The organism is Oceanobacillus locisalsi, from assembly GCF_042675985.1.
Classification (GTDB): domain Bacteria; phylum Bacillota; class Bacilli; order Bacillales; family Amphibacillaceae; genus Oceanobacillus; species Oceanobacillus locisalsi.
Genome location: NZ_JBHTKK010000013.1, coordinates 61632 through 78624, shown reverse-complemented (window position 1 = coordinate 78624; position 16993 = coordinate 61632). Strand labels below are relative to the sequence as shown.

21 protein-coding genes are annotated in these 16993 nt (G+C 39.2%); 1 reads left to right on the top strand and 20 read right to left on the bottom strand.

Translation table 11 applies throughout. The features are described from left to right. Nucleotides 1-35: 35 nt before the first annotated feature. The 3 genes from ACFQ19_RS11780 to ACFQ19_RS11770 all read right to left on the bottom strand — a co-directional run bounded on the left by ACFQ19_RS11780 (nucleotide 36) and on the right by ACFQ19_RS11770 (nucleotide 1072). Nucleotides 36-305 carry a phage holin gene (locus ACFQ19_RS11780; protein WP_379592283.1) on the bottom strand — a complete coding sequence of 90 codons (270 nt, stop codon included), beginning with the start codon at nucleotides 303-305 and terminating at the stop codon, nucleotides 36-38. A 4-nt stretch (nucleotides 306-309) separates the two neighbouring features. Continuing rightward, on the bottom strand, nucleotides 310-603 hold the full coding sequence (locus ACFQ19_RS11775; protein ID WP_379592282.1) for a hemolysin XhlA family protein: 294 nt from the start codon (nucleotides 601-603) through the stop codon (nucleotides 310-312). A gap of 148 nt (nucleotides 604-751) precedes the next feature. Next, nucleotides 752-1072 carry a hypothetical protein gene (locus ACFQ19_RS11770; protein WP_379592281.1) on the bottom strand — a complete coding sequence of 107 codons (321 nt, stop codon included), beginning with the start codon at nucleotides 1070-1072 and terminating at the stop codon, nucleotides 752-754. Nucleotides 1073-1214: 142 nt separating this feature from the next. Between ACFQ19_RS11770 and ACFQ19_RS11765 the strand changes: the two genes are divergently transcribed. Next, on the top strand, nucleotides 1215-1424 hold the full coding sequence (locus tag ACFQ19_RS11765; protein WP_379592280.1) for a hypothetical protein: 210 nt from the start codon (nucleotides 1215-1217) through the stop codon (nucleotides 1422-1424). Here ACFQ19_RS11765 and ACFQ19_RS11760 read toward each other — a convergent pair. The 17 genes from ACFQ19_RS11760 to ACFQ19_RS11680 all read right to left on the bottom strand — a co-directional run bounded on the left by ACFQ19_RS11760 (nucleotide 1414) and on the right by ACFQ19_RS11680 (nucleotide 16981). Beyond that, entirely contained in the window at nucleotides 1414-1590 is a 177-nt protein-coding gene (locus tag ACFQ19_RS11760; RefSeq protein WP_379592279.1) for a hypothetical protein, read from the bottom strand. The two genes, ACFQ19_RS11765 and ACFQ19_RS11760, sit on opposite strands and share 11 nt — an antisense overlap. Nucleotide 1591: 1 nt before the next feature. Then, nucleotides 1592-1807, bottom strand: a complete 216-nt coding sequence (locus ACFQ19_RS11755) for a hypothetical protein (protein WP_379592278.1) — start codon at nucleotides 1805-1807, stop codon at nucleotides 1592-1594. Next, complete coding sequence (locus ACFQ19_RS11750; protein ID WP_379592277.1) at nucleotides 1788-3926, bottom strand: phage tail protein; 2139 nt, start codon at nucleotides 3924-3926, stop codon at nucleotides 1788-1790. The genes ACFQ19_RS11755 and ACFQ19_RS11750 overlap by 20 nt, the downstream gene beginning before the upstream one ends. A gap of 79 nt (nucleotides 3927-4005) precedes the next feature. Next, nucleotides 4006-4785 (bottom strand): hypothetical protein, encoded by a 780-nt coding sequence (locus ACFQ19_RS11745; protein ID WP_379592276.1) that lies wholly within the window; start codon nucleotides 4783-4785, stop codon nucleotides 4006-4008. 78 nt (nucleotides 4786-4863) lie between these two features. Then, the gene (locus ACFQ19_RS11740) at nucleotides 4864-6963 is read right to left on the bottom strand and encodes a polysaccharide deacetylase family protein (RefSeq protein WP_379592275.1); all 2100 of its coding nucleotides are present in this window, start codon (nucleotides 6961-6963) and stop codon (nucleotides 4864-4866) included. 11 nt (nucleotides 6964-6974) lie between these two features. Then, nucleotides 6975-7844, bottom strand: coding sequence for a phage tail domain-containing protein (locus tag ACFQ19_RS11735; RefSeq protein WP_379592274.1), 870 nt, complete (start codon nucleotides 7842-7844; stop codon nucleotides 6975-6977). Next, nucleotides 7841-9838 (bottom strand): hypothetical protein, encoded by a 1998-nt coding sequence (locus tag ACFQ19_RS11730; RefSeq protein ID WP_379592273.1) that lies wholly within the window; start codon nucleotides 9836-9838, stop codon nucleotides 7841-7843. The genes ACFQ19_RS11735 and ACFQ19_RS11730 overlap by 4 nt, the downstream gene beginning before the upstream one ends. Before the next feature lie 367 nt (nucleotides 9839-10205). After that, nucleotides 10206-13283, bottom strand: a complete 3078-nt coding sequence (locus ACFQ19_RS11725) for a phage tail tape measure protein (protein WP_379592272.1) — start codon at nucleotides 13281-13283, stop codon at nucleotides 10206-10208. A 19-nt stretch (nucleotides 13284-13302) separates the two neighbouring features. Next, nucleotides 13303-13536 carry a hypothetical protein gene (locus ACFQ19_RS11720; protein WP_379592271.1) on the bottom strand — a complete coding sequence of 78 codons (234 nt, stop codon included), beginning with the start codon at nucleotides 13534-13536 and terminating at the stop codon, nucleotides 13303-13305. A 92-nt stretch (nucleotides 13537-13628) separates the two neighbouring features. Continuing rightward, nucleotides 13629-14105 carry a hypothetical protein gene (locus ACFQ19_RS11715; RefSeq protein ID WP_379592270.1) on the bottom strand — a complete coding sequence of 159 codons (477 nt, stop codon included), beginning with the start codon at nucleotides 14103-14105 and terminating at the stop codon, nucleotides 13629-13631. A gap of 44 nt (nucleotides 14106-14149) precedes the next feature. Further along, the gene (locus ACFQ19_RS11710) at nucleotides 14150-14548 is read right to left on the bottom strand and encodes a hypothetical protein (protein ID WP_379592269.1); all 399 of its coding nucleotides are present in this window, start codon (nucleotides 14546-14548) and stop codon (nucleotides 14150-14152) included. A 68-nt stretch (nucleotides 14549-14616) separates the two neighbouring features. Continuing rightward, nucleotides 14617-15210, bottom strand: a complete 594-nt coding sequence (locus tag ACFQ19_RS11705) for a hypothetical protein (RefSeq protein ID WP_379592268.1) — start codon at nucleotides 15208-15210, stop codon at nucleotides 14617-14619. Next, nucleotides 15211-15627 (bottom strand): hypothetical protein, encoded by a 417-nt coding sequence (locus tag ACFQ19_RS11700; protein ID WP_379592267.1) that lies wholly within the window; start codon nucleotides 15625-15627, stop codon nucleotides 15211-15213. Next, complete coding sequence (locus ACFQ19_RS11695; protein WP_379592266.1) at nucleotides 15628-16110, bottom strand: HK97 gp10 family phage protein; 483 nt, start codon at nucleotides 16108-16110, stop codon at nucleotides 15628-15630. Next, nucleotides 16103-16444: a hypothetical protein gene (locus ACFQ19_RS11690; protein ID WP_379592265.1), complete on the bottom strand. Its 342-nt coding sequence runs from the start codon at nucleotides 16442-16444 to the stop codon at nucleotides 16103-16105. The genes ACFQ19_RS11695 and ACFQ19_RS11690 overlap by 8 nt, the downstream gene beginning before the upstream one ends. After that, on the bottom strand, nucleotides 16441-16788 hold the full coding sequence (locus ACFQ19_RS11685; RefSeq protein ID WP_379592264.1) for a hypothetical protein: 348 nt from the start codon (nucleotides 16786-16788) through the stop codon (nucleotides 16441-16443). Before ACFQ19_RS11685 ends, ACFQ19_RS11690 begins: the two co-directional genes overlap by 4 nt. Before the next feature lie 4 nt (nucleotides 16789-16792). Next, nucleotides 16793-16981 (bottom strand): DUF7210 family protein, encoded by a 189-nt coding sequence (locus ACFQ19_RS11680; protein ID WP_379592263.1) that lies wholly within the window; start codon nucleotides 16979-16981, stop codon nucleotides 16793-16795. Nucleotides 16982-16993 lie beyond the last annotated feature (12 nt).

Below are 16993 nucleotides of genomic sequence, written 5' to 3'. Positions count from 1 at the left end.
CCTCCCTATAAATTTAAAAAGAGTAACGCTGTACGCTACCCTTTGAATTTCAACTTTTTATTTTGTTTATCGTCCCGCAACATACCGTCTGCTACCTTTGCCGAATTTGTATAGCTGTTATTTTTCCAATGGTTCCATAGCTCACTAACCACCATTGCCACAACGGAAAGACCTACTACAATCTGATCGTTGTCGAATGGTAGTAATTCATATCCTGCCATCATAAATCCAGAGTTAACAGCTACAATGACAAACACTATTAACCGCACCCATTTGTTATCGATTTTCTTTAATTTCTCTTTCATATAATCATCCTCCCCAAATTTGTGACACAGCTACTCCAACAATGCCACCTACTACCGCTGTGATAACGGCAGTAATAATAGCTCCGGTAATTTTTCTTCTTATCCAATTTGTATCATCTTGGATAGCGGACAGTGTTTTTTGCATACTTTCTATTTGGCTATCTTGTCGTATATCGTTTCTCTGTAAGCCTTCTACGTCCTTTTTGATAAGATGGTAATTGCTTTTTAATTCGCTGACATCTTGTTGCATTCTCTCTTTCCAAGCGTCCATGTCTCCCATCTCCTCTTTATCTGGCATGGTTGACCCCCTACTACATCAGACATTAAAAAGAGGATAGCATAGCGCTAACCCCATAAAAATAAGCCTTTTTGGCTTTTATTATTGATATCACAACCTTTCAAGGCATGAAAAAAGACGCCTCGTTATGAGATGTCTTGTATCTACCTTATTGTTGTTTTTCTACTATTAAATTTTTCCATGGAACAGTAAGTTCCCCGTTATTTACACAGTTAGAATCAACAACGATTTTAATCGGATATTCTATATCGTTATTATTTTCAAGAATGTCATTACCTTTTCCCCATAACCATTCATAAACGTTATTTTCATTAACTCCAGTAGAGATATCTGCAATAGAAGCAATTGTGATATTTAAATCTAATAAAGTTACGTTATCTTTGTTTAATAACAATTTATAAGTTGGTCCATCTGGAATTACTGAATAACCTGATAAATTCCCATCACTAAATAACAATTGAGTATCCACATAATCCCTCCTTTCGGTCTTTTATAATAATATTCGACAAAATATAGTAAAATCCTTCTAAAAAATATGTTTTAATTTACAAATTTAAAAGGAAATTATCCACATCTGTCGAATATAATAATTCGGAAGGAGGTGAATACATATGGAATACGAGACAATAGTACACTTCAAAGATGGTTCAACAGCTAGTATGCCCATCTTACCAAACGAGTTTAACAGTGATATGTTCAATAAACTCGAAAAAGCAATGGACGTAGATTCTGATATAGTTGTTTATGGTACCAACGGGCAAATCGTTAGAAAAGCAAGAACTGTTCATTCGATCGAGTTCGTAGTGAAATCTATTTATTAAAATCAAGGAGGGTCATCCCCTTCTTGATCATTTGAACCTCCGCTTCATCAGTTCCAATTGTAAAAGGACATTCTGAGACCGCATATTTAAAATTTGCCTCTTTCATCTCTAATGTTCCATCTTCGTACATCACTGTATTTCGATTAGTACTTTCTAATTCTGGCATATTAACCCTCCTGTTTTTTCTTTGGTTTCTCTGCATCCTTATCCATTTCATTAATCTGCTGCCCCTTTAATTCATCCAGTTCCTCATTCAATTCTTCGATTTCTTGATACTGTTCCGTAATCAATGCATCCCTTTCGGCAATTTTCATATTCGATTCGGCCAACTGGTTTACGAGTGACTGATTAATATAATCTTTGTTAGGCTGTTTCTGTTCCATTTTCTAACAACTCCAATCTTTCATTAAATTCTTCCCATTTATATTTCACAGCTTGGACAAGTAAAAAGAAATTACTATTAAAATCCAATTCGTCTGGTGAAGATTTGTATAGATTTTCAAGCACCGGATCTAGTTGTTCCATGATAGGACCGACCCTGCGGTTAAACTTATTCGCATAATCATCCTCTTGATATAGCCATGATTTAATATCCATCATCTCGAAATGATCAAAAGCTTTTCTGTCATCGACTTCTTCAATTCCCATTTTTGCAGCATGAGTAGAAGTCTGTGCCATGTTTCCGTGATAATTCCACGCCCAAACATCAGCCCAACGATTGTTTTCTACACCCAATCGATAGCTATGTTGATCTGTGTTAAGAGGTTGTAATGTCGGGTTGTTTCCGGTTAAATTCATCCTTAAAGCTCTAGTGTATGACGTTCCTTCTCTTAACAGTAGATTTCTTCCTATTATGGAGTTATGAGCGCCTTCTTGTAGAGATTTATGACTGTGAGCTATAAAACCAGTAAAGGACTCCAGTAAAGCATCGAGTCTTTCTCCACCTTCTGATGTCCCGATGTAAGTCATTGGATATGGGTAATCATCAACTCCTAAACCAACTCCCAATCCCGAATATCGTCTTGTGCTATCCATATTCGAATCCATGAATTGCAGCTTATTACCTCTGTCCCTGAAATTAATTATAGCTCCACTTCCTAATCGAAATTCAGTGTTTTCCATCGTTAACAAACCATTATTTAAATCAAAAACTGTACGTCCGTTAAGGCTTGCTAAGATACCTCCGGCGATTCTATCAGCCAACATAGACCCGGTGGTAACGACACTTGCATTAATACCAAGACCGGTTATAGCATCAGGGAAGGTTGCTCCACCGTCAGAACTTACTCCCAGCCCTCTTGATGTTAGTGAAACGAGATAATTCGGATTATCCGGGTCTACTGCTAAAATCCCCCCGCTATTCGGGAATTGTAATTCAGTATTGGCATTTTGGATTAGTCTTGTTGCGTTTTTAACTGCATCATCTAACACGCTGTAAGGGAGCTGTATCTTACCCTCTAGTAATTCCTGAATATTTCTGGTAGCAGACTGAATGCCGGCTTGATATCTTTTGGCGATACCTTCAGTTCCAAAGGTAATATTAATGTTAATGATTTCGCCTTTCCAGTTCCGGGTTACTGATTGGAAAATAACACGCACTTCGTCATCCAGTTGGATACGTTCATCAATTAAAAATACTCTATCACCCAATTCTGATTGAGCTACAGGATAACCCTGTTTACTTAAATCATGAATATCTGCACTCACACTGACTTTTAACGATTCATCAACAATCGTTTTTAAATCATTATATAGTGCATCACCGTCAGTTCTTCGTCCATCTTTAAGAGGTGGTGCATGCTTTATTCCTATGCCTGGAATATCAGCTAACGGTGATTTATAAATCCGTTTTAATTTTGCGTTTTCCCATCCGCCTTCTTCACTGTCTTCATAATCACCATATCCCTTGGCATAAGTGTAATATGCTGCAGCATCAATCTCCTGCACAATATTACTAGCATTCAGCCTATATCGGTACATAAATTGCGTGTCTCGCCCAATCTGGTTTTCAAGATAAATGGTTCTGCCGACGATACGAAATTCTGCTTTATATCTGTTTAATGCACGAGTGAAGGTTTGTAACTTTGTTTCATCGCCGCCTTTTCCGAAGCCTTCCCATTGAACGGCCGGGAAAGTTCCATTAAGTATGAATCCAAAACCAGTACCTTCAAAAATATGATTGAATGCTCTTTCAGCTGTCAAATGTTCATTGAGATCATATTCATCTCTTAATCCATCGAGTGCATCAAAAAAGAGAGGAATCGCCTTAATATCTACTGTTAGGCTTTTTCCCTCTCCTTTTTTTCTGGAATATACTATTTTATGCTCAACGTCATCATGATCAACCACATTCCACATTTGAGCGATGTCCTCTATGAACAATTTATTAACCTTTGTTGGAAGGATTGTACAGGAAAAAGACTGATTTCCGTTTAGCTCCCCTTCATTTGTAGAAGTTGCCTGCAATGCATATTCATTTCCTTCTAAATCGATGACATGCAATAGTTTTCACCTCCTGACATGAAAAAGAAGCAAAGAAATATATCCTCTGCTTCTTAAAAAGAATATAATATTAGTCCAATTAACTTAAAATCTTATTTAATGATTTAACTAAAAACTTAGGAAAATGATATGCTATCTCAGCATGTTTTTTGTATTTATGCACATCTTCAACAAAATTTATTTCGTTATCATGCAAGTCCTTAACCAGATATCTGACATGTGTGTCATACATGTATTCTTGGTCAGAATAATGTAGGAAGATTTTACAATCATTTTCTTTTGATTTTTTCACAATATTAGGCAATAAATCATTTAACACTTGTATATCTTCATCATTATAATTTTCTCCCATAATGTAAGGTAAGGTGTACGTAGGGTAGACTCCGTTTGTTAATCGTTCACCTAAATAATATTGCGGACCACCTGCGATGATTGTAGACCCTTTATCTTCCAAACCAAACATAAGAGCATTGTATCCACCTTTGCTACTTCCGCAATAAATCGTGTTTTCAATGTTTAAATCTTTTTTTACCTTTTTAATTAATTTGTGTGTTGCCTCTTTGATTTTAAAATCCTTGTTCTTACCTAAATACCAAGCTCCGCGTTGATCATATCCGAAATCATCAAGTATAAACAGTTTATTAGCTTTTATTTTGCTTAATGTTCTTCCGTAATTATACCTCGCTTTTAAACCTTGTCTCGGAATACCACTCAACACTACTATCAAACTGTCGCTATCGTTTTTCTCCAGCATATATTTAATAGTATACCCCTCACTCTTAAATCGCTTCTCTTTGTACAAAACCTTCAATTTCGTAGTTCCGTATTCGATATACTTATTGATTTTTTCTGCTTTCAAATAATCCCCCCTTTTTACCGGTATTTACCACAAGTATATCATTTATATTCAGAAAAGGAAGATTATAATGTTATTTTGTCAGATTTGATAGTTATTTATTGTTTCAAACAACTCTGAATGCGTAACAGATTGCAATTTCCCACTGTTAATATAAGTTAGTGCATAATCAATAATTTCAGTAACTACACTTAATTGAGCCTGGTATTGGTCGTCCGGATTATCTTTAACCTGATGCATATAAAGAATCAACGCCCCGTTATTTTTCACTGTTTCATCAATAACATTTTTAATCTCTGTTAAACGACTTATTTCAGATGCACCTATATCTATAGATCTGGCATTTAACGCTCCATAGTTCGGCCTATCATACTCATTATAACCGATGCCACTTGTCATACCTGTTGCTCTCAACGACTTTCTATATTGCAATCCAATATCAATAACTCTTCTATTATAATCTCCAAATGGATAAGCGTGGTGTTCAGGATGCGGCAGACTTAAATCTGCAAACGATTGGTTGTTGATGATAAATTCATTTCGTATTTCTTGATCAGTTGCATAATCTGTAAAATGGTTATGATTTGCTGTGTGACACTGAAAATCCCAACCGTTTTCATACATTTCGTGTATCATATCTCTGTTCAAAAATCGGTTATCGTTAGAATCTACCCATTTATTTACGAGATAAGACGTTCCTTTTATTCCTTTTTGATTAAACAAAGGATAGGCTGTGATATAGTCAGTTAAGTTGCCATCATCGATTGTAAAAGCGATAAGTGGTACTTTTGGTTTTCTGAGATTTGATACCTGGTAATTAGTCAAAGCGATTTGCCATTTACCTGATTTAGGTTTGTAATCAAAAAATCGGTCAGGGTAACGTCTAATTAATTTGTCAAACTCTTCTCTGTCAGTCGGCTCGTTACCCGCTCCGAAAGCCTCTGTCAAGTTAACGGCGATTACCTTTCGTACTGATAATTTATTATCTCTTGCAGATGCGCTATCTGTGTAATCCGCCCTTAAATAAACGGATATAGATCCGGCCCCATCTCCATCCCACACATCCATTATCCCGCTCATTTCAAAAAGCTCATTTCTTCTGGGAGCTGTTTTCCTGAAGAACGTTTCGTTCGTAGCCGCTACTCCACTGCTACGCAAATAAAATCCCGCCATTTTACATTCGTCATTGTCTACCTCGAACTCACCACGAACATAAATTTTATCCCCTAATCTATAGGGTATATCCGTAATCTGATATGCACGAACCAAATTATTAGACCCTGTTCCGATCAGATACAAAGCGTTGTCACTTGCTGATATGGTTGTTCCCGATAAAGCTAACCAACTATTAGCAGTTTCGAAATTGCCGTTTTGTACATCGTTTATGATATTTAATTCCGTATCGTCTTGGGACCTATTTTCCATTGATAGCTTAAACCCAGCAAGAGCCATTTTACCTGCTCCAGCCATATCAAACCAATTATAATCATAATAACTCATGAGATAGTCCATTTCTTCGTTTGATGGCTCGTTACCCGCTCCGAAAATTTTAGTCAAATCAAGTACAAGGATTTTATCAACTTCAGTTGATTTACCATTTGCTTCTGGAGCTGAAGCAAAAAATGTTTTAATCTGGATAATCATTTTACCTGCTCCGCCTTTTAACTCGACGATATCACTAACTTTGTAATCCTTATTAGCTTCTGGCACATTTTGAACTACGGAATGTATAGTACCAGTAACTTCACTTCCGTAAAACTCAAAACCTACTCCAGTAGATCCGCTAGCTAGCACTTTAAAATCTCCTTGTATATAAAGCTTGTGTCCTTCTGTATAAGACATTTCTGAAAGCCCGTATCCATTACTTTGACGGACTCTCACTTGTCTATTTGCGCCGTCTCCAGTCATAATTAATTTGCCATTTTGACCTCTAATACTAGTTCCACTATATGCCGCCCAAGCAAACAGACCCTCTGTTCCTTCTGAGAAATCTCCATTTAGAGCTTCATTTACCATTGCGGTATCAGCCAAATCCTTAATTCTGTCTGTTAATCTATTTAACACTTCAACAGATACATTTTCCCCAAGGCCATTAACCTCATCCTCAATAGTATCCCAGTTTTCGTTTAGTTCATTTCTGGTAGTTCTATCCCAAATAACTTCTGTTCTGTTTAATTTCATTAATTTACCCCCTAACGATAATAGTATCTAAAATCAAATTCTAATGTTGCGCTGTCACAATGATAAATTTCAAATCGGTTATATCCCGGTTCTAAACCAATAAAAGTTCTGTCTGTCTTTCTTAAAGCATTCAATCCGTTTTTAGTTATATTAGCACCATCGAAAACAAAAACATCTGATGACTTTATATCGTTATCTGTAATTCTGATGTAGTCCATGTTACGTTGGTTTCTTATTTGCACCATTCCCCTGGCGTTCACTATATTTTTAATTGTCATTTTGAAATCTTTCTCAAAAGGATGGATAGGCACATTCCCGGCGTTAAATACTCGAAAACCTTCTTCTTCGTTAACATCGAAAGTGTATTGTAGAGCGAATGGGTCTGATTGTAATCCCATACCGAAACCCCACAATTCACTGTTTGCGTTGATTCCATCTCGTTGGATATCTTGTGTTGTTCCTGTAGATTCAGCGAATGGTAACGATTCTGTTATAAATGTTAACTCAGCTGTACCGTACATTGGATCTATTCTCTCTATTTCAAAATTAGAATCTAAAATCGCTCTGTATCTTTTTCCTTTTTCATATTTTTTAACGATATAAAAAGGTGTATTGTAACCAAAAATAGAAAACATTTCACTTTGTAATAAATAATAATCAGGAACGTCTACGGAGAACATCTTGACATCCAACGTGATTGGTCTTTGCTGATAGTTAGCGCCGACAAAAACAGGAGCGATGCCATCCTCTCCGCCGCTCCATTGGTTTTCAAAAGGAATCGAAGGCATTCTCAAATTCGAGAATACCAGATCCTTCGTATTTATTTTTTGCATATTTTCATTATAAAATATTGCTTGATCATATCGTTTTAAATGATTCAATCAAAATACCTCCCCAATCCATCAAGTGCCTCCTTCTCTTTAAAAGGTCCATACATCACCTCTGCTAATTCGTTACCATTAACTGATATCACTTTTCCTTCTTTTGTTACTTTGATTAGTTTTTGTAATAACTGCGACTCTGGGCTATTTTCAACTGATTTAGCTATTCTCTCAAGTTTAGATAATACTTCACTATTTCCTTTTGCATCACTAAACCCTAGCATATCTCCTGTTCGCTCCCAGATAGCTTTTTGACTTATTCTCTTAGCTGGATCGTGACTGATGATTGATTCAGCCCAACCACCTTCTGCAATCCAAGCAAGTTGTTTCATGTCTACAATGCCACCATCGGCATATCCTTTAATGCGGTTTAAATGTTTTTGAGCACTCTTACCTTCTCTAAAACCAAGTGATTTAGCATAATCATATCCAGCTAACAGATATGGCTTTTGTTGCTTTTTGCTGCCGATATGAGTAGACCAGTCATTCATCCAGTCTCCGTCTTCTTCAATGGCACCAAAGTACTTCTTGGCAGCTGAACCACCTTGCTGGATAAGGCTATTAACTCGACCTTTAATGCCACTTGACTTACTTTTGGATTTGGAAGATTTCTGCGCTTTATTGGCTGAACTTTGCGCCTTATCAGCTTTTTTCTCTACCGATTCAATCTTTGTTTCCAGCTTATTTATAGCCTGTCCGGTTGCTTTTTCAATCCGGGTACCCATAGTGTTTACGGATTTCGTAACATCGGATATGATTTCTCCGGCTTTTTTACCAATATTTTGAGCAAGTCTGTTTGATTCTTTATCGACATCACTAGATATGGATTCCTCCGCTTTATTGATGCGTTTAAGCGATTTATCAGCATTGGCTTGTTCTTGCTGGGATAGCTCATTTTTATTTCTGTTCATACCAGTTTGGATGCCTTGTTTAGCTTCCGCGATCTGATTAGAGAGTGTTTCTTTTGTTCTTCTAACACCATCAACCATACGTTGCAGGAATGGATTCTGGTTGATGATTTCCTGTATCTGAATCCGCAATAATTCTTGCACGAGTGAAAACTCGCCTACAACGCCCTCATGATAGTTTAGCAAGGTGTCTTCGGATAATCCTAATCGCTTACCGATTAAGCCTATTATATCCTTGCCTTTTGATGACTGGTTGTATTCAGCAGGGATAACAGCCTCGCCCTTATGCAGATACGCTGGACCATCTTCGGGAACGTAGTTTGTTCCGCGCTTGTATTTACGACCACCTGATGGACCCCACCCAGATTTACCGTAAGGCAGGTCAGAGCGCCAGTTTCGGTTGTTGAAGAATGCCATCAACTGATGATTTCCATTAAGGATGTTTCCGTGCCCAGGAACTTTATAAGCACTAAACGTCTGCGGTATATACTGCAATAATCCACGCGCTGGGTTATTATTAGCCATATTGACATCCCACACAGCAGATGACTGTATAATCTTTTCATTTCCGTTGGATTCGCGCTGGATTTGGGCGATGATGCCTTGAACTTCTGCGCTTGATACAGACTCGCCCATCTTAGCAGCTGCTTGCATAATATTAGGTCGCCATCCAGTCGCTCCGGCAGAAGCATTAGGAGCGTCAGGGCTTCCCATTTTCAGTTTTTCCTTAACAAAATCGACAGCCTTATCCTTAACAGTAGTAAATGCACCTTTTGCCATTTCAGCCATTGTCCCGACGCCATCAGGAATGCTTGCTCCAACTTTTTCAAGAGCGATATTGAGCAATTTCCCAGGCTCTTTTACGTAATCCCATACGTTCCCGGTCCACTCAGCTACTTTTTTACCTGCAGTTACAGCGCCATCTTTGACATATCCAGCACCTTGTTTTGTTTTGTCCCACGCATAACTTGCGCCGGATTTTACGCCGTCCCAGGCACTTCCGAATATTCCTTTAGCATAAGCAGGGACATTCGATAATAGTTCCCGTGTTTTCTTTGCAGGAATAACTTCGGTTCCTTTAGGCAAGTTTGTCAGTGTTGGACTGCCAGGAGATAAATATTGTTTTCCATTTGGTTCTGAAATTAATTCTGGACCAGCGTTGTTGCCGGTTCCGTCTCCACGATTTGTTATCGTAAAGGAATTTAACCTTTACTTCTATACGTTTCCGCATAGTCCAGACTATATCTTCACCTACAACTTAACTTGTTTAGGTGGCGGGCGCTCGTGGAAGGATTATTGGTTTCAATATCCTCACCTTCTAGTCGTTGCACCTTCGGTAGTACAATTGAATTGATTCCTACCGCTTGGCTCAGAGTTTCCTTAGAATTGAATGGTTATAAAATGGTATATAACCATTCAATTCCTTAGGGTTCCTCTGAATTCACCCACTTATTTATGCTGCCAATTTCTTGACAGCGTGGCTGTGTAACTCAACCACTGCCGGACCTCCTGGATGTCCTTTTGTACCATGAGCAAGTTCTGGAACCGGCCATTCTTTTAAATGTTTATCCTCGGGAACTTGCAATTTATCCAGTACCCAATTGACACCGCCAATGACGCCATTAACGCCTCCGCCAATGCCATCAAGCATTTTTTGACCTAAATCTTTGACCCCTTCTTTTACTTTATGAGCCATTTTGACAAGTCCATCTTTCATTTTTCCGGGCATGTCTTTGACATTTTGAATCATTTTTCCTACCCATTCAGACACATTGTCACGGACAGTTTTAAAAATATCGGATACGCTATCTTTGAAACTATTAAATCGATCAATTGCCCACTTGACGCCGGATTTTATCGGATTGATAATGAAATCTTTGACTTTATTCCAGGCTGACTTGGCTATGCTTTTAATTTTTTCAAAAATGCTAGAAATTGTATTTCGTGCCGAAGTAAAGCGGTCGCGTATAAAATTATAAATACTCGTTATAATCGGCTTGAAAATTTTGCCCCAAATAAAATTCCATATTTTAGAAATTATGTCACGTATCCTCGAAGTAATAGAGTTGACAGTATCGCGCATGGAATTAAAACGATTTTTTATAAAATTAACGATAGAGCTGATAATTTTACTAAAAAACGATAGTATTGCATTCCATATTTTGGAAATTATGTTTCGAGTACCTGTTGTAATGGTATCTATCGTATTTTTAATATTATTAAAGCTGTTTTTCACAAAATTTGCTATCCATTTTATGACCGTAGAAAAAGTATTACGGATTCCTTGCCACATCGAGCTGAAGAACCCAGCAAAGCTTTTTATGAACGCTAATCCACCTTTAAGGATTCGACCGAAGAAGGATAACTGAATAAAATTCCAGATAAATTGGACTGCTCCGGATAGAACCTGTTTGATTCCATCCCACATTCCAGACCAATCACCTGTAAATAAACTGGAAAAAGTTTTAACCAGTCCCATAATCACATCTAGGGCTCCGTTAATCACGCCTTGGATATTCGACCAGATTTGCTTAACAAGCGAAAGGGCTAATTTGAGCGCCGTGCCGATTATCGTTTTAATATACGGGAAAGCCCACTTAATTACCGCTACGATACCGTTTACGATCGGATTAACAACCGCCATAATTCCGTTAAACACATTTTTAAATGACTGGAGGATTTGCGCTCCGTTTTGGTCCCAAAATGCTTTTAACTCAGCGAATTTTTCTTTAAAGAAATTGACTACATCACCAATTAGCGCCTTTACATCCTCTCGGAATTGAACGAGTTTAACAGCAATGTCGTCAAAAAGAGCAATCGTTTTGTCTGATATACCTAAATTGCTTAATATGTCTCGACCTTCTTGACCGTCATCCTGGAACAAACCTTTGATGCCATCGATGAAATCGGAAATAAAGTTCCGGAATCTTGCTAACTTCAAAGCGATATCATCTACGGTCGAAATGAATCCTTCCGAAAACCCGAGACTGGCCAATATATCTCTTCCGGATTGTCCGTCATCTTGAAACAGTCCTTTTATGCCTTCAACAAATTCCTCAATGTTTCCAAAGGCAATTTTGACCGCATCAATGATTTCATTTACGCCATTTCTAAATGTTTCCGATTTTTTATAAGCCAATGTAAAGATACTAGCTAATGTCGTAATAATCCCTATGACTAATCCTATCGGTCCTAGCAAGAATGAAAACCTACTTGCTATTGTTTTGATAATACCGCCAAGAAACGAAACTATCCCGCCGGCATTTTTAATAACGTTGATAAATGGAGCGAAAAGCTTAATTAAATTTCCAATCCATCCAGCGAACGTCCCCAACACCATAAGTACAGGACCTATGGCCGCGGCCATCATACCAAGGATGACCATCCATTTTTGAGTTTTTTCGGATATGGAGCCAAACCAGTTTGCTAGTTTCTCAATGGCTTGTTCTACTTTCGGCATGATAGATTCAGCAAAATCCATAAGGATGCGCCCCATTGGTTCGACAGCAACTTGCACGCGGTTTTTCATTTCCATCATGCGCTCACCCATTGTTTTAGTGCGCTCATTCGTGCTGTCGATAAGACCTTCGTTTCCTTCTAAAACATCGCCTAGACCATCTAAACTAGGGATGGTGCCATTACGTACAGCTGTCGTGATTCGTTGCGCTCCTTCTGCGCCGAATGCCTTTGATGCGATATTTAAAGCCTCTGACTCTGTACTGGCTCCTTGCATTTTCGTGATAACATTATCAAATTCTTTACGGACATCCTTGCCTTCTTCTGCCCATTTACGGAAACCTTGGTTTAAACCAGGCATAACACGTGTAACTTGGATGCCGTTTGCCTCTAGTTGCGACATAAATGCAGCAGTTTCACCCATAGAAAATCCGGCATTGCTCATGACTGGACCGAATTTAGTTAGATATCCAGTTAAATCACCTAGGCCAATGCCGTAATCCTGTGTCATTTTAAATAAATTTTCCAGCTCTCCCACTCCGTCTTCCGCGGGAATCTGAAACTGTTCTAACGCCTTGGAAAAAGCCATAGAGTTAGCTACGCCATCTTCTCCAAGCATCCGACTTGCATCTAATACTTTGGTTGTCAAATCTTCCAGCGTTCCGCCAGTGGCGCCTGTAATGGTATTTATATTGGATATAGCATTAGACACCTCATCAGCGCTGTTAGGAACTTCTTTCATGACATTTTTCATCGTATCTTTTAGGCCTTCAAGTGCATCACCTGTAGCACCAGTACCGACAATGATATTATTGTACGCTTTATCCATATCATAAGCCGCAGTAAACGCCGCACCGCCCAAAGCCATTAAAGGTACAGTAACGCCTTTAAACATGGTTTTTCCCTTGCTTTTCAGACTATCTCCAAAATCGGTAAACTTCTGGCTCATGGACTTGGTGGCATCTTTTGTCTTTTTATCCAAATCTTCTACTTGCTTTTCAACGCTGGAAATAGATGATTGTATGCCTTTCGTCGTACCTTCAAACTTGGCTTTTAACTCCTTAACCGTCGCCATCGCTCAACCTCCCTTCTTTTTAAGTATTGTGTTGCTCTATTAATTCTTGCGGATCAAAATCCCACTCGTATGTCTTGTTGGTTTCTCTTCTTTCTTGTTTCTGTGGTTTTAGCATCTTTTCAAATTCTTTCCGATTTTGCTCAAACTTGGAATTTTTGCCTTGTTGTGGATGAGCAAAGACGTTAGCTAGATAATGGATATACATTTTCGCTCGCTCATGCTCTGCCTCAGCCTCATCTTCTTCGAGTGCCATGTCCATAAACTTGAGTATTTCATCAACTGGGCTATCGACAACTTCTTTTCTGCCGCCTAACGATTTGCCCAGTTTAAAAATAAAAGCCTCAGCTATGCTTGTTTCTGTGCCGTCGCTTCCACTCGTTTCCTCATAAACTTCGTCGCTGACTTCGTGGCGGCGAAAGACTTTTTTGCTCGTTCAACGATTTTTTCAATGTCATTTACCTCAAGGACTGCGTCATAAATATCAAATACATCCTCTACTTTTTGCTCCATGAGTGTTTTCTTCTCGATTCCGGACAGTGTTGCTAGCAAATCGAACCCTTCATCCGGGATTTCGAGTAACACAGCTTCAAATGCTCCTGCTGCACGCGAGATAACATATTGCGGAGATATTTCTTGGTCATCATTTTCTCTAGCAAACATGTCGTTAAAGGTTTGTTTCAAGGCTTCATCCTCATTGACAATACCGAGAATATTTTTAATTGCTTTTAGTGCTTTCTGAAACTGGAATATATTGATTGATTCCACTTCGTGAGGCACGGTCTCTACGGTGTTGTCGTTTTTAATCTTTAAATTTACTTTCATTGCTTCAACCTCCTAATAAATAAAAGAAGAGCAGGGAAAATCCCTTACTCTTCTGTGTTTTGATCTGGCCACAGAATATCGATTGTTTCTCCGTTGGATAATTCGAATGTGATGTTTGTGCCATCAGATGTTGCACCAGTTACACTGGCGCCATCTGTGCCGTCTTCTCCATCACTTCCGGGCGCCCCATCTTGTCCAGGTTCACCTTGGTCTCCTTTTGGACCTTTGAGTGATTCCAACCACTCTTCTTCTGTACCTTCAAATCCGTTATCAACTGCAATTTCATAGGCTGACTTCCCGTCAGCTCCACCCTGCATCGCTACCGGCAATGGATTGTCCGTTGAAATAGCCACCGGATTACCGCCAGCATCGTAATACTGTGGCAAAGCTACTTTGTTGCCGTAGACTTCGGTATATAACACTTCTTTATCTTCTTTTGGCATTGTTTACCTCCTTGTTACCGACACTCAACCGAAAAAGTTTGCTAACCCTGGATGTTGAATGCCGTTTATTAGTTTGGGGAATCTTCCCCGCCGCCATCACTTCCACCACTGTCATCAGCATTCGGGTCAACACTACCCCGATAAAAGAAATTTCCTGGCTCAGAAAAGTCAAACCCTTCTCTTGGCATCATTGTCAAAGTAATCTCGATGTTTCCTTGTTCTGCTCCGTATTCACGACTAAATCCTTCTGTAGCCGCCATATTGTAAATAACCCAATCCATGTCTTGGACGCTTTCCGGAAGATGACGAGGGTGCACACGAACTTTTCTTCCTTTTGGCTTGGAACCTATTTTTGCGTCCATCGCACCGTCTGCGCCGCCATCTGTATTTGTAATTCGTTCTGTTGAAGCAAGTGCAACTTCAAGGATATCGACATCTTCCTCTGCTGCAGAAATAGTCACAGAACCTTCCCATCCATTCAACCGTCTTTCGATAATCGTTTCTCCTGCGTCTGCTACCGTAATCTCGGCATAAGTAGGCGTCAGTTCTAAGGTGCCACCTTCTGCTTGCAGATAGTTTTTTCCATCAAATGAAATCTGATCTTCACCTTCGCCTATTGTGATATCGGCTATCCCAAAAACAATTTCTTTTTTTTCGGCCATCTATAATTCCTCCTTATTTTCAACTAACGTCACATCAAAATTGACGCTGTAGTCCATCTTGTCGTGCTCAACACCTAACGGCAGTGGCTCCGACGCTGATTTAATTAAAAAAACGCGATAACTTTTGGTAGCTACCACGTTTCCGTTTTTCATAAATTCAACTGTTACCGGCTCGTTAAATATTTTGTGCAATGTGTCATGCACAGTCTGAGCCGCATACTCTGCATAACCCCAATCAGATGACGATACATAGACCATATAGCGCGGGTGTCTGATTGGTACATCATATATACCCGGTGACCCGCCACCCTCGTAATAAACGGTTCCTGTGTTGTCGTTGGCGGTTTTATAATCTACTGTCCACTCCAGGTCAGGAAGTATAAGCTGTAACTTTTTCATTAAATGATATTGAATCAACTACTTCCCTCCCAACGTTTTTTCAAGCGCTCTCGCCATGATTTTTTCAAAGTCATCTTCGGTTAATTGGATGGCTCTTTCAAGGTATTTCCGTCCTGGTTGTTCACCACGCCAACTACCTTTGCTCCAAGTGCGTTGTCCGCGACCGTCAGTGTAATATCCTTCAATTAGAGCACCGTTATCGTATTTGCTCCATGTTCCGGACGAATAAGGTTGCTCATGCCGTCTCAATGCATAATCGAGATTAGAGCCTCCCTCCGAAACAACTTTAAAACCTTCCATTTTCGGATTCGTAAACTGGATAGAATCTTCTAAATCACCTTCATCTCTCGGAGATAGTGCTTTCGCGCCTTCCTCTACCAATTTGAGATATTCTTTCATGGCGGCGAATAGATTCTTTTCCAGTAACTTGTCCATCTTGCCAAGTTCCTCCGAAAATTCTTTTAAACCTTCCCATACAATCTGCACATTATCTTTAGCCATCGCAATACACCGTCCTATAGTAGACTTTCGTACCTGCTAGATTAATAGCTTCATCTTTAGAGATAAGCGCTCCTGTGGTAGTGTTTCCGCTGATATCGGTGTATTCATAGCCAGCTCCTACTGTTGGATTAAACGACGTCGGCAAATCAACTTCGACGGAAGTACGTCTTTCCTCGCCTTTGGCATCTTTTACGATATTCGCCTTGAACTGCACCCGGGCTTTTGATTTTCTTTTCTCGGTTTTAGGTTTGCCATATCTGTCTGTGATAGGATTTCCATCAGTATCTAACACAGGAAACTCAAACCACACTTCTTGCCGCATAGGTGGTTTCATATCAATCTACCTACCTTTGCGCCACCGGTTCTCGGTTTCCCTAAAATAGCGATAACAGATGCTGCAATTTCTCCACCTTCAAACGTGACAGAAACACCTTTCACAGAGTACGATGTGATGCCGTGTCGTTTGAGTTTGGCGTATTCCTCATCTTCCCCTTCAATGGAGAATAGGACTTGCAGAGCGACTGCTCTATCGGTTATATCCTTCTCTTTATAGTGGTCTTTGAGCAATTCGTGAGATGAAAAGATGATTTTATCTTGTTCATCATCTACAAGCGCTAAAAAGTCATCGTTTCCTGGCATTTTATTGATATACGCTTTAATAGATTCATTTGTAATCATGCGATCACTTCGTTTCTTTTTGTTCTTCTTCCTTTTCATCAGCTTTTGCGGCTGTTTTAGCAGCAGGCTTTTTAACTGCGGTTACTTTATCGCCGAGAAAATCAGCTTGTTTTGCTGTCAGCTCGACTTCTGTTCCAGGTTTAACAATCTTGCCTTGATGCGACAAATAAGCATTTGCTGTATATTTTGGCATGGTGTGTCCTCC

Excerpts from the sequence above, each read along its gene's own strand:
- ACFQ19_RS11780 (WP_379592283.1), bottom strand. The coding sequence starts at position 305 with ATGAAAGAGAAATTAAAGAAAATCGATAACAAATGGGTGCGGTTAATA.
- ACFQ19_RS11775 (WP_379592282.1), bottom strand. The coding sequence starts at position 603 with ATGCCAGATAAAGAGGAGATGGGAGACATGGACGCTTGGAAAGAGAGA.
- ACFQ19_RS11765 (WP_379592280.1), top strand. The coding sequence starts at position 1,215 with ATGGAATACGAGACAATAGTACACTTCAAAGATGGTTCAACAGCTAGT.
- ACFQ19_RS11760 (WP_379592279.1), bottom strand. The coding sequence starts at position 1,590 with ATGCCAGAATTAGAAAGTACTAATCGAAATACAGTGATGTACGAAGAT.
- ACFQ19_RS11755 (WP_379592278.1), bottom strand. The coding sequence starts at position 1,807 with ATGGAACAGAAACAGCCTAACAAAGATTATATTAATCAGTCACTCGTA.
- ACFQ19_RS11740 (WP_379592275.1), bottom strand. The coding sequence starts at position 6,963 with ATGAAATTAAACAGAACAGAAGTTATTTGGGATAGAACTACCAGAAAT.
- ACFQ19_RS11725 (WP_379592272.1), bottom strand. The coding sequence starts at position 13,283 with ATGGCGACGGTTAAGGAGTTAAAAGCCAAGTTTGAAGGTACGACGAAA.
- ACFQ19_RS11720 (WP_379592271.1), bottom strand. The coding sequence starts at position 13,536 with ATGGCACTCGAAGAAGATGAGGCTGAGGCAGAGCATGAGCGAGCGAAA.
- ACFQ19_RS11715 (WP_379592270.1), bottom strand. The coding sequence starts at position 14,105 with ATGAAAGTAAATTTAAAGATTAAAAACGACAACACCGTAGAGACCGTG.
- ACFQ19_RS11710 (WP_379592269.1), bottom strand. The coding sequence starts at position 14,548 with ATGCCAAAAGAAGATAAAGAAGTGTTATATACCGAAGTCTACGGCAAC.
- ACFQ19_RS11705 (WP_379592268.1), bottom strand. The coding sequence starts at position 15,210 with ATGGCCGAAAAAAAAGAAATTGTTTTTGGGATAGCCGATATCACAATA.
- ACFQ19_RS11695 (WP_379592266.1), bottom strand. The coding sequence starts at position 16,110 with ATGGCTAAAGATAATGTGCAGATTGTATGGGAAGGTTTAAAAGAATTT.
- ACFQ19_RS11690 (WP_379592265.1), bottom strand. The coding sequence starts at position 16,444 with ATGAAACCACCTATGCGGCAAGAAGTGTGGTTTGAGTTTCCTGTGTTA.
- ACFQ19_RS11685 (WP_379592264.1), bottom strand. The coding sequence starts at position 16,788 with ATGATTACAAATGAATCTATTAAAGCGTATATCAATAAAATGCCAGGA.
- ACFQ19_RS11680 (WP_379592263.1), bottom strand. The coding sequence starts at position 16,981 with ATGCCAAAATATACAGCAAATGCTTATTTGTCGCATCAAGGCAAGATT.